This is a genomic window from Bradyrhizobium sp. LB14.3, from assembly GCF_040547985.1.
GTDB lineage: Bacteria > Pseudomonadota > Alphaproteobacteria > Rhizobiales > Xanthobacteraceae > Bradyrhizobium.
On record NZ_JBEPQT010000020.1, the window covers coordinates 108,196 to 119,782 of the forward strand.

Annotated in this window: 10 protein-coding genes; 8 read left to right on the top strand and 2 right to left on the bottom strand. The window is 63.3% G+C overall.

Going from position 1 to position 11,587, the window contains the following annotated elements:
* The first annotated feature begins 520 nt into the window (after nucleotides 1-520).
* Nucleotides 521-805 carry a hypothetical protein gene (locus ABIB00_RS28780; RefSeq protein WP_354106675.1) on the top strand — a complete coding sequence of 95 codons (285 nt, stop codon included), beginning with the start codon at nucleotides 521-523 and terminating at the stop codon, nucleotides 803-805.
* Between the two features lie 44 nt (nucleotides 806-849).
* Here the strand turns inward: ABIB00_RS28780 and purU are convergent, their stop codons facing one another.
* Nucleotides 850-1,713 (bottom strand): formyltetrahydrofolate deformylase, encoded by an 864-nt coding sequence (gene purU, locus ABIB00_RS28785; RefSeq protein ID WP_354106670.1) that lies wholly within the window; start codon nucleotides 1,711-1,713, stop codon nucleotides 850-852.
* Nucleotides 1,714-1,873: 160 nt separating this feature from the next.
* Here purU and ABIB00_RS28790 point away from each other — a divergent pair, with 160 nt between their 5' ends.
* Both ABIB00_RS28790 and ABIB00_RS28795 read left to right on the top strand, forming a co-directional pair.
* The gene (locus tag ABIB00_RS28790) at nucleotides 1,874-2,716 is read left to right on the top strand and encodes a uroporphyrinogen-III synthase (protein ID WP_354106671.1); all 843 of its coding nucleotides are present in this window, start codon (nucleotides 1,874-1,876) and stop codon (nucleotides 2,714-2,716) included.
* A gap of 123 nt (nucleotides 2,717-2,839) precedes the next feature.
* Entirely contained in the window at nucleotides 2,840-4,102 is a 1,263-nt protein-coding gene (locus tag ABIB00_RS28795; RefSeq protein ID WP_247443647.1) for an MFS transporter, read from the top strand.
* On the opposite strand, the gene ABIB00_RS28800 is transcribed toward ABIB00_RS28795, so the two are convergent.
* The gene (locus ABIB00_RS28800; RefSeq protein ID WP_247350462.1) at nucleotides 4,099-4,773 is read right to left on the bottom strand and encodes a Crp/Fnr family transcriptional regulator; all 675 of its coding nucleotides are present in this window, start codon (nucleotides 4,771-4,773) and stop codon (nucleotides 4,099-4,101) included. The two genes, ABIB00_RS28795 and ABIB00_RS28800, sit on opposite strands and share 4 nt — an antisense overlap.
* 333 nt (nucleotides 4,774-5,106) lie before the next feature.
* Here ABIB00_RS28800 and ABIB00_RS28805 point away from each other — a divergent pair, with 333 nt between their 5' ends.
* The 5 genes from ABIB00_RS28805 (at nucleotide 5,107) to ABIB00_RS28825 (ending at nucleotide 11,376) form a co-directional block, all read left to right on the top strand.
* On the top strand, nucleotides 5,107-5,928 hold the full coding sequence (locus tag ABIB00_RS28805; protein WP_247350464.1) for an ABC transporter ATP-binding protein: 822 nt from the start codon (nucleotides 5,107-5,109) through the stop codon (nucleotides 5,926-5,928).
* Nucleotides 5,925-7,856 (top strand): long-chain fatty acid--CoA ligase, encoded by a 1,932-nt coding sequence (locus tag ABIB00_RS28810; RefSeq protein ID WP_247443648.1) that lies wholly within the window; start codon nucleotides 5,925-5,927, stop codon nucleotides 7,854-7,856. Before ABIB00_RS28805 ends, ABIB00_RS28810 begins: the two co-directional genes overlap by 4 nt.
* A gap of 220 nt (nucleotides 7,857-8,076) precedes the next feature.
* On the top strand, nucleotides 8,077-8,970 hold the full coding sequence (locus ABIB00_RS28815) for a branched-chain amino acid ABC transporter permease (RefSeq protein ID WP_247443650.1): 894 nt from the start codon (nucleotides 8,077-8,079) through the stop codon (nucleotides 8,968-8,970).
* A 3-nt stretch (nucleotides 8,971-8,973) separates the two neighbouring features.
* Nucleotides 8,974-10,047, top strand: a complete 1,074-nt coding sequence (locus ABIB00_RS28820; protein ID WP_354106672.1) for a branched-chain amino acid ABC transporter permease — start codon at nucleotides 8,974-8,976, stop codon at nucleotides 10,045-10,047.
* A gap of 45 nt (nucleotides 10,048-10,092) precedes the next feature.
* Nucleotides 10,093-11,376, top strand: a complete 1,284-nt coding sequence (locus tag ABIB00_RS28825; protein WP_354106673.1) for an ABC transporter substrate-binding protein — start codon at nucleotides 10,093-10,095, stop codon at nucleotides 11,374-11,376.
* The last annotated feature ends 211 nt before the right edge of the window (nucleotides 11,377-11,587 follow it).

Here is an 11,587-nt window from a genome sequence, read left to right on the forward strand (position 1 = left end):
GTCCCTCCCCTTCATTCCTGATCTCTTGTGCGCCGGACCGAGTGCCGGGTCCTTGCGCTAAGTTTAGGTCACGCACGCGTGATGTCGCGCGCCACAAGGCGTCTTTCGCGCCCTTATTGTCAATCGGACGTTTGGCGACCATTCGGCGCAAGCCGAGCCTTCCGATTGCCGACATCCGAAAGCGATGTCGGAGTTACGTCGGGGTAACCCGGGCATCGCGATTGCGGTCGCCATCATTTGTACGATTGTACAAATAAAATGGACCTGTCAACGAAAAAGCCCCCTCGCTGATCAAGCCACTTTGCCGCGAGCCCTTGCCGGAGTCTACAAACGCAGCCAGCCGGGTGGATGGAGGATTTCGTCTTTCATTTGCAGAATTTTGAAGGTCTTCGTGGCCTGAATCGGCATTCTTCGGTAGCTAATTACCTACCTCGAATAAGTCTCTTTTACCTTGTTGAAGGCTACTCTCACGGCGCCAGCCCTGGCGTCCAAAATGACTGACCTCGCGCGTGCCGGTACAATGCCCAAGTCTTTTCGTTCCCTCCTGATCCTCCTCGCACTCGCCGCGGGGCTATCTGGCTGCGGCACCGTCAACGAAAAGCTCTCGTCCGGCATGGGCGACTACGTCCCACAATGGGCCGGCGGTCTGCCGGCCGATGCACCGCCGCGGGCCGGCACGCCGCAATACGATGCCTACATGAAGGAGCGCGAGCGTAAGCGGCTGTTGCCGGCGGCCGATCGCGAAAAGGAAGAGCAGGCGCAGAAAGGCGCGACGGGGTCTACGTCGGCAGGCGCAGTACGCTAGGTCGGTGCGCTCCCTCGCCTCGCTGCGGGCGAGGTGAAGCAACATCAATCCATAAACACCACGGTCTTGCGACCGTTGGGGATGACGCGGTCGTCGAGGTGGTAGCGGATCGCACGCGCCAGCACGCGACGCTCGATGTCGCGGCCCTTGCGGACGAGATCCTCCGGCGTATCGCGATGGCTGATGCGCTCGACGTCCTGGTCGATGATCGGGCCCTCGTCGAGATCGCGTGTGACGTAATGCGCGGTGGCGCCGATCAGCTTGACGCCGCGCTCATGGGCCTGGTGATAGGGTTTTGCGCCCTTGAAACCCGGCAGGAACGAGTGGTGGATGTTGATGCAGCGTCCCGACAGATTTGCCGAGAGATCGTCCGACAATATCTGCATGTAGCGGGCGAGCACGACGAGATCGGCCCCGGTCTTGGCGACGAGGTCGAGGATCTGCGCCTCCTGCTCGCGCTTGGTCTCTTTCGTAACAGGCAGATAGTGGAAGGGAACCCCGCCGAAATCGAGCCCGTCATAGACCTCGCGCGGATGGTTGGAAACGATTGCGGCCAAATTCATCGGCAGCTCGCCGGTGCGCCAACGATAGAGGATGTCGACCAGGCAGTGGTCGGACTTGGACACCAGCAGCATCACCTTGCGATGCGCCGCACGGTCGCGCATCTGCCATTCCATGCCGAAACGCTCGGCAATCGCGGCAAAGCCGGTCTGGAGCGCCGACAGCTCCACGGCAAGATCGGCGGCGGTGAACACCACCCGCATGAAGAACTTCTTGGTCTCGATGTCGTCGAACTGCTGGGCGTCGAGAATGTTCTGTCCGTTATGGGCCAGGAAGGTCGACACCGCCGAGACGATGCCGGGACGATCCGGACAGGACAGGGTCAGGACATATTGATGATCGGGCATGGGCCTTGATGAAGGTTTGGGCAGCGGCTGCGAGACGACCCGCGATTTGCGCCCTGCTCTATCACCGACCCCACCCTTGCGCCAATCCCAAGACTTGAATGAACATAATGCGAGGAATCAGGCTGAATGTACCATTGCTTTGACTGACCGGAGTACGCCGATGGCCGACCGCTTGAACGGTTACCGCATCCTGATCCTGGAAACGCGCGAGGAGGCGCAGTTCTCGAAGCTGCTGGCCGAGCAAGGCGCCGAGGTCGTGCAGTGCCCGATGTTCACCATCCAGGATGCACCCGACCCCGCCCCGGTCGAGGCCTGGATCCGCCGTGCCATCGACAAGCCGTTCGACGACCTCGTCCTGATGACCGGCGAAGGCCTGCGCCGGATCATGAAACTCGCCGTCGCGCGCGGGCTCGACCAAGCCTTTGTCGCGGCGCTCGGCAAGGCGCGAAAATTCACCCGTGGCCCGAAGCCCGGCAAGGCACTGCGCGAAGTCGGACTCGAAGCGCAGCAGACCACGGAGAAGCCGACCACCGAAGGCGTGATCGAGATGCTCGGCAAGCTCGACCTGAAGGGGCATCGCCTCGGCCTCCAGCTCTATCCTGACAAGGACCACAGCGCGCTGACCGGCGCGCTTGCCGCGCAAGGCGCCGTTGTCGATGCCGTGCTGCCTTATGCCTACGACTCAAAGGCAGCGGATGCGAACATCGTCACCGCGATCGACGACATGGTCGAGGGGCGAATCGATTCGATTGCGCTGACCAATCTTGGCCAAGTGCGCCGCCTGATCGAAGCCGCGAAGGCGCATGGCAGCGAGGCGAAGCTGCGCGCAGGTTTCGAGCGCACTTTGATCGCCTCGGTGGGACCTGCTGTCTCAGGCGAACTCGCCGCGCATGGCCTGCGCACCGACGTCTCGCCCGCGGATGAAGCTTATTTCATGCGGCCGCTGATCTCGGCGATGGCCGCGGCGCTGGCGGAGCGGAAGCCGAGACCCGCGGCGACGTAGGAGCCGAGCGCGGGGCCGGCCTGCGGCGGCGCCGATTGACACGAGCATCGCCAGCGCTAGGTTGCCGAACAGCAAGAAGAAGCAACAAGGCAAGGGAATCGCCGTGATACGCGCCATCGCGCCTTGAGCACAGCCGCACGACCCTCCGCGCTCGCGCCGTTTCGCATCCGCAACTACCGCTTCCAATGGCCATCCGATCTGCTCACCTCCTGGGCGTTCGAGGTCGAGACTCTCGTGCTCGGTTGGTACATTCTGATCGAGACCGGCTCGGTGTTGCTGCTCACCGTGCTTGCGTCGCTGCAATTCGTCGGAACGCTCGTCGCACCGGTGCTCGGCATGATCGGCGACCGCATGGGTCATCGCGATCTCCTGGTCGTAATGCGCCTTGCCTATACGGTGCTTTCGTCGACCATCATGGCTCTGGCCCTGACCGGTCATCTGTCGCCGCTGAGCGTCATGATCATCGTCGCGATCATGGGCCTGATCCGCCCCTCCGATCTCGGCGTTCGCGGCGCGCTGCTTGCCGAGATCATGCCGGCCGAGCAACTGGTGGGCGCCATCAGCGTTGCGCGCACGACCCAGGACAGCGCGCGCATCGCCGGCGCGTTGACGGGCGCCGGGCTGTTCGCCGTCCTCGGCATTGGCCTCGTTTATGTGGCGATCGCCTGTCTCTATTTTGTGGCAGCGCTTCTCATGCTCTGCCTGACCCGGCCGGAAAAAACAGTTGTCACAACTGATCTCCCGGCGAACGGCCGCGCCGTTTCGAGATTGCTGGGCGATTTGAAGGAAGGGATCGTCTACGCCTGGAATGGCCCGGGGATGCGCGCAGCGCTGTGCGTCGCCTTTCTGGCCAATCTCACCGCATTTCCCTTCACCGGCGGATTGCTGCCCTACATCGCGCGGGACATCTTTCATACCGACCAGACTGGCCTCGGCTATCTCTCGGCGAGCTTCGCCGTCGGCTCGCTGATCGGCTCCATCACGCTCAGCCTCGTCGGCGGAGTGCGCATTGCCCGGCTTCTGATCGGCGCGACGCTGGCCTGGTACGCCATGCTCCTGGTGTTCGTCGAGATCAGAACCATGCCCGTGGCGATGGCCTGCCTCGTCCTCGCCGGCATCGCCCAGAGCATGTCGATGATTTCAGCTGCCGTGATTCTGATGCGGACGGCGAGTGCGCATCTGCGCGGCCGCGTCATGGGCGTGCGCATGATGGTGATCTACGGCCTGCCGATCGGACTGCTCGCAGCCGGCAGCCTGATCGACGTCATCGGCTATTCGGCGACGGGTTCGCTCTATGCCGCCTCAGGATTCATCGCAATGCTGGCGATCGCAATCCGCTGGCGCGCCGACCTCTGGCCGGTGCACGCTCCTGCCAATGGGCGCTAGTCCCCGTAACCGCGCAACCGCTCGATATCGAGAATGGTGACGCCGCCATATTCCAGCCGGAGCAAGCCCTCCTTCTCCAACCGGTTCAGCGCGCGATTGGCATTCTGACGGGACATTCCGGAGAGCGCGCCGATCTCCTCCTGGGTGATCTCCAGATGCGCGGTCGATTCCGGATAGAGGATCGGATTGAACAGCGACGCGATACTGCGGGCAAGCCGCGCGGTGGCATCCAGCGTGCGATTGACCTCGAGCATGCCGATGAACTGGCCGAGCCGCTCGTTGAGCTGGCGCACCAGGAAACGGTTGAAGCCAACGCTGTTCTCGAACAGCCACATGAAGGCGCTACGTTCCATCAGTGCGACGCGGCTGTTGCGCAGCGCGACCACGTCATAGCGGCGCGGCTCGTTCTTCAGCACGCTGCCTTCGCCGAACCATGCCCCTGCCGTCAGCCCGGCAAGGCTCGTCTCCTTGCCGTCGCGCGAGACCCCGCCCATCCGGGCAAGCCCAAAAACCATGCCGGCCCAATAGTCGAACGTGTCGCCGCGCATGAACACGGTCTCGCCGGTGCCGTAGAACCGCTCCGTGATCCCGGCACGCGCGACCTCGATCTCCCTTTCTGTGAGCTCGCGCGCCCAGGCAGCGACGCGCTTCAGTTGATCCTCTGAAATCATGATCCCGAAGCCAGCCGCACCGTTCGCCACTCCTTGTTCTGCTGCATTGCAGCATGGCCGCTTCGACCACCATCCGACGAAAGACGGAGGCTGCTACCGCCCGAAAACTTTGTCGCAGAATTGTCAGGCGGGAGACATTTCAAAATAGCGCTTTCCCCTATTGAGGACCACCTCGGACGATGCGGCTTTTGATCCCAACGGGAACGAGAGTGGCGCGGCTCCGGTCGAGACCATCTGCTGCATGGCCTCACCGGCACAGCCGTACTAGGATCGCCGAAGAGAAACGGACGAAGAGCGCCCCTGAATGCGCCATCACCGGGAGGGATTTGTTTGGTGGCTACCAGTCTCGAAGTGCGCGGCGTGTCCTTGCGATTCGGCGGCGTCCGTGCGCTGACCGATGTCGGCTTCGCCATCAGGGATGGCGAGCTGTTCTCGATCATCGGCCCCAACGGCGCCGGCAAGACCTCGATCGTGAACTGTATTTCCGGCCGCTACAAGCCGACCGAAGGCCAGCTGTTCTATCAGGGCCGCGACATCACCGGCCTGACGCCCAACGCGCGCGCTTCGCTCGGCATCGGCCGCACCTTCCAGAACCTGGCGCTGTTCCACCACATGAGCGTGCTCGACAACATCATGGTCGGCCGCCATCACCTGCTGAAGAACAATTTCCTCACGGGCTCGCTGTACTGGCTCACCGGCGCGCGCAAGGAAGAACTCGAGCACCGCCGCAAGGTCGAGGAGATCATCGACTTCCTCGACCTCCAATCGGTGCGAAAAGCGCCGGCCGGCACCCTCTCCTACGGCCTGCGCAAGCGCGTCGAGCTCGCCCGCGCCATGGCACTGCAGCCGCGCCTCATTCTCCTCGACGAGCCGATGGCCGGCATGAACTTCGAAGAGAAGGAGGACATGGCCCGCTACATCGTCGACCTCAACGAGGAGTTCGGGATGACCGTGGTGATGATCGAGCACGACATGGGCGTGGTGATGGACATCTCCCACCGCGTCATGGTGCTGGATTTCGGCCGCAAGATCGCCGAAGGCGATCCGGCCGCCGTGCTCGCCGATCCCCACGTCAGGCGCGCCTATCTCGGCGAAGAGGACGAGGTGCTGGTCGATCCCGACGATGCACCGCCGGCGCAGGAGAGCGCGGCATGATGGATTACGTGGGCCGCGTCGCGCAGGCCGACACCTATCCGAAGATGCTCCGGCTCAACGCGAAGGAGTACGGTAACGAGATCGCATTGCGCGAGAAGGATCTCGGGCTGTGGCGCCCCTTCACCTGGAATGACTATCAGACGCGGGTGCGCGATTTCGCGCTCGGTCTGGTCGAATTGGGCCTGGGGCGCGAGGATGTCATCGGCATCATCGGCGACAACCGGCCGGACTGGGTCGCCGCGGAAGTGGCGGCTCATGCGATCGGGGGATTGAGCCTCGGGCTCTATCGCGATGTGCTGGACGAAGAGGCCTCCTATCTCCTCAACTATGGCGAAGCCCAGCTCGTCTTCGCCGAGGACGAGGAACAGGTCGACAAGCTGCTTACGCTGGCCGAACGCGTGCCGAGGCTGAAGCACATCATCTATTCCGACCCGCGCGGCATGCGGAAATATGACGATCCGCGCTTGATGTCCGCGGAGAAGTTTGCCGAGCTCGGCCGTGCCCGGGCCACGCGCGAGCCTGAGCTTTACGACCGCCTGGTCGACGCGACCAAAGGCGAGGACGTCGCGATCCTCTGCACGACGTCAGGCACCACCTCCCATCCAAAACTTGCGATGCTCGCCGCCGGTCGCGTGCTCGGTCATTGCGCGACCTATCTCGCCTTTGACCCGAAAGGACCGGACGACGAATACGTCTCTGTGCTGCCGCTGCCCTGGATCATGGAGCAGGTCTATGTGCTCGGCAAAGGCCTCTTGTGCCGAATGAAGATCAACTTCGTCGAAGAGCCCGATACCATGATGAACGATCTGCGCGAGATCGCGCCGACATTCGTGCTCTTCGCGCCACGCGTCTGGGAATCGATCGCTGCGGACGTGCGCGCCAAGGTAATGGACGCGACGCCCTTCAAGCAGCGCCTGTTCGACATCGGCATGAAGTCGGGTCTCGCTGCGCTCGCAGACGGCAAGCGTTCGGGCTTTGCCGACGCGATCCTGTTCCGCGCACTGCGCGACCGCCTCGGCTTCACTCGCCTGCGGTCGGCCGCGACTGGCGGCGCAGCACTCGGCCCCGAGACTTTCAAGTTCTTCCAGGCCATGGGCGTGCCGCTGCGCACGCTCTACGGCCAGACGGAATTGCTCGGCGCCTACACGCTGCATCCCGAGGGCAAAGTCGATCCTGACACGACGGGCGTGCCGATGGCCGACAGTGTCGAGATCCGCATCGACAACGCCGACGTTCACGGCGTCGGCGAGATCGTGGTGCGGCATCCCCACATGTTCCTCGGTTACTACAAGAACCCGGAGGCGAGCGTCGCCGACATCCGGGAAGGCTGGATGCTGTCCGGTGACGCCGGCTATTTCAACGACAACAAGCAGCTCGTGGTCATCGACCGGATCAAGGATCTCGCCGAAACCTCGCGCGGCGAGCGCTTCTCGCCGCAGTTCATCGAGAACAAGCTGAAATTCTCGCCCTACATCGCGGAAGCGGTGGTGTTAGGGGCAGGCCGCGACGCGCTCGCGGCGATGATCTGCATCCGCTACTCCATCATCTCGAAATGGGCGGAGAAGAACCGGCTTTCGTTCACGACCTACAGCGATCTCGCCTCGCGACCCGAGGTCTATGCGCTGCTCCGCAAGGAGGTTGAGACCGTCAACGTCACACTGCCGCCGGCGCAGCGCATCTCGCGCTTCCTCCTGCTCTACAAGGAGCTCGACGCCGACGACGGCGAGCTCACCCGCACGCGAAAAGTGCGCCGCAGCGTCATCAACGAGAAATACGAAGCCATCATCGACGCGATCTACCGCGGCGACGCCGACATCCCCGTCGACACCATGATCCGCTTCCAGGACGGTACCACGCAGAGGGTCCGGACGACGCTGCGAGTGGTGGATCTGGGTCGACCGGAGCATTTGGCGGAGGCCGCGGAGTGAGGTCGCTTCGGGAGAACGCGCGGCCAGTCGATGCGCCCTCTTCCCTTGCGGGAGAGGGCATCACCGCCGCCAACCACACCCTCACGCGGGTGAGGGGTCCTCTCTCCGCACCGTCACTGCGGAGACAACCCCTCACCCGGCTTCGCTTCGCGAAGCCACCCTCTCCCGCAAGGGGAGAGGGTGCACCATCATCGCTTCTGCATTTTGCGCGGACATCGGCATGAACACCGCCTTCCTCATTCAGCTCCTCGTCAATGGCCTCGTGGTCGGCACGCTCTATGGCGTGGTCGCGATGTCGTTCGTGCTGATCTACAAGGCGACACAGGTCGTCAATTTCGCGCAGGGCGAGCTCTTGCTGGTCGGCGCCTGGGTGTGCTGGACCTTGCTCGCGAAATACCAGGTGCCGTTCTGGATCGGCATGCCGCTGACGCTGGTGTTCATGTTCGTGTTCGGCATCGCGGTGCAGGTCCTGATCCTGCGGCCGATGATCGGCGAGCCCATCATCTCCGTCATCATGGTGACGATCGGCCTCTCCACCGTACTGCAGGCGACGCTGAAGTGGATGTTCGGGGTCAATCCGCAGCCGTTCCCGCGCGTGTTCGAGAGCCAGTCCGTCAGTCTGTTCGGACTCCAGATCCAGACCGTCTATGTCATGAGCCTCGTGGTCTCGGTCGCGATGATGATCGGCATGGCCTGGTTCTTTCGCGCGTCAAAGTACGGCCTTGCGATGCGCGCCACCGCATTCAACCAGCAGGTGGCGCAGTCGCTCGGCATTTCCGTGAAAAGCGTGTTCGCGATGGCCTGGGCGATCTCGGCAACGGTGTCGGCCGTGGCAGGCGTCGTGGTCGCGGTCGTGAACGGCGTATCCTCGGGCCTTGCCGCCTACGGCATAAAAGTGTTTCCGGCGGCGATCCTCGGCGGGCTCGATTCCGTCGGCGGCGCCGTGCTCGGCGGCATCATCATCGGGCTACTCGAGAACATCGCGCAATATGTCGACAGCGAGTATCTGCACTGGGGCAATCTCTACGAGATCGCGCCGTTCTACGTCCTCATCATCGTGCTGATGATCAAGCCCTACGGCCTGTTCGGCACCCACGACATCGAACGGATCTGATCCATGGCCGGCCCCGCCCTCATCCCTGCTGGTGATTTCCGCACTTCTTACGCGGCGGACACCACGATCTTCCCGACCACCACCAGCCGCAACTTTGCGATCGTCGGCGTGGTGCTGCTCTGCCTCGTGCCGCAATTCCTTGGTGGCTACTGGCTCAGCATCCTGATCCAGATCGGCATCTTCTCGATCGCCGCGCTTGGCCTCAACATCCTGGTCGGCTTCACAGGCCAGATTTCGATCGGCCACGCCGCCTTCTTCCTGCTCGGCGCCTTCACCTCGGCCTACATCTCCAACAACGCATCGATCCCGGTGTTCTTCGCGATCCCCCTCGCGGGCGTCGTCACTGCGCTGGTCGGGCTGATCTTCGGCATCCCGGCGGCGCGACTGAAGGGGCTCTACCTCGTCATCGCGACGCTCGCGGCACAATACATCCTGCTCGACTTCTTCTCCCGCGCGGAGTGGTTCACCGGCGGCTCGGTGCCGGCGAGCGCCAACCCGTTCTCGCTCTTCGGATACACGCTGCGCGGCGACAGGCAGTATTTCTATGTCGTGCTCGCCTATGTGATCGCAAGCTACGTTCTCGTCACCAATCTGATGCGCACGCGCGACGGCCGCGCGCTGGTGGCGATCCGCGACCATTATCTCTCGGCGGAGATCATGGGCATCAATCTCACCAAATACCGCACGCTGTCATTTGGCCTCGCCGCCTTCTTCGCCGGCATCGCCGGCGCGCTCTATGCGCACTACCAGCTCGTGGTCTCCCAGGAAGGCTTTGGCATCGAACGCTCGATCCTGTTCCTCGCCATGATCATCATCGGCGGCACCGGTTCGATCATGGGCACGCTGATGGGCACCGCCTTCGTGGTGCTGCTGCCTGAGACGATGGAATTCCTCAGCGTTGCCCTGAAGGGCGGCGCGATCGACAAGGCGCTGTCGCTCAACACCAACATCACCTTCCTGCGCGAGATCGCGATCGGGGTGATCATCATCGCGTTCCTGATGTTCGAGCCGGACGGGCTCGCCCATCGCTGGCGGCAGATCAAGGCGTACTGGAAACTCTACCCGTTCTCGCATTGAGCACGGCAACTCTCTAACCAACAAATAAACAGGAGGAGACAACCAATGAAGACAAAATCCTTATTGAGCACCGCATCGCTGGCATTGGCCATCGCCGCATTCTCGGCAAGCGCGCAGGCGCAGATCGCGATCGGGCATCTCGCCGATTATTCCGGCGGCACGTCCGACGTCGGCACGCCCTACGGCCAGGCCGTCGCCGATACTTTTGCCTGGGTCAACAAGAACGGCGGTGTGGGCGGAAAGCAAATCAACGTCGACACCAACGACTATGGCTACCAGGTGCCGCGCGCGATCGCGCTCTACAAGAAGTGGTCGGCGCCCGACAGCAAGGTCGCCGCGATCATGGGCTGGGGCACGGCGGACACCGAGGCCCTGACCGGTTTCCTCGCCCAGGACAAGATCCCCGACCTCTCCGGCTCCTATGCTGCGGCACTCACCGACCCCGAAGGCGTCAGCGGCAAGGCCAAGCCCGCGCCATACAATTTCTTCTACGGCCCGAGCTATTCGGACTCGCTGCGCGCGATGCTGATGTGGGCCACCGAAGACTGGAAGGCCAAGGGCAAGTCCGGCAAGCCGAAATTCGTGCACATGGGCGCCAACCACCCCTATCCGAACGCACCGAAGGCCGCCGGCGAAGCCATGGCGCAGGAACTCGGCTTCGAGGTGCTGCCGCCGCTGGTATTCGCACTCGCGCCGGGTGACTACAGTGCGCAGTGCCTGAGTCTGAAATCCTCGGGCGCCAACTACGCCTATCTCGGCAACACCGCCGCTTCCAACATCTCTGTGATGAAGGCCTGCAAGACCGCCGGCGTCGACATCCAGTTCATGGGCAATGTCTGGGGCATGGACGAGAACGCCGCCAAGACCGCGGGCGATGCCGCCGATGGCGTGATCTTCCCGCTGCGCACCGCGGTGAGCTGGGGCGGCGATGCGCCCGGCATGAAGACGGTGATGGAGATCTCGAAGATGTCCGATCCCACCGGCAAGGTCTATCGCCCCGTGCACTACATCGCCGCCGTCTGCTCGGCTCTCTACATGAAGGAAGCGCTCGACTGGGCCGCCAAGAACGGCGGCGCCACCGGCGACAACGTCGTGAAGGGTTTCTACCAAAAGAAGGATTGGGTGCCGTCAGGCATGGAAGGCGTCTGCAATCCCTCGACCTGGACCGAGAAGGACCACCGCGGCACGCTGAAGGTCGATCTGTACCGCACCAAGATTGCAGGTGCGACCGACGGCGACCTCAACGACCTCATGGCCAAGGGCACGATCAAGCTCGAAAAGGTCAAGACCGTCGAACTGCCGCGCAAGCCGGAATTGCTGGGCTGGTGAGCCCGACGCTCACCTCACGCACAATCGTCGTCCCCCGCGAAGGCGGGGGATCCAGTACGCCGCGGCTTCTCCGTGAATCTCAAGCGTCTCTGGACTACTGGGTCGGCCCGCCCCGCCCGGGGCCGCCGGCCGGGAAAAGCGAAGCAAGTCTCACAATTGCGGAGCGACACCCCCCCCCCCCCCCCACGGTGCCCCGCCCCCCCCGCTCGGC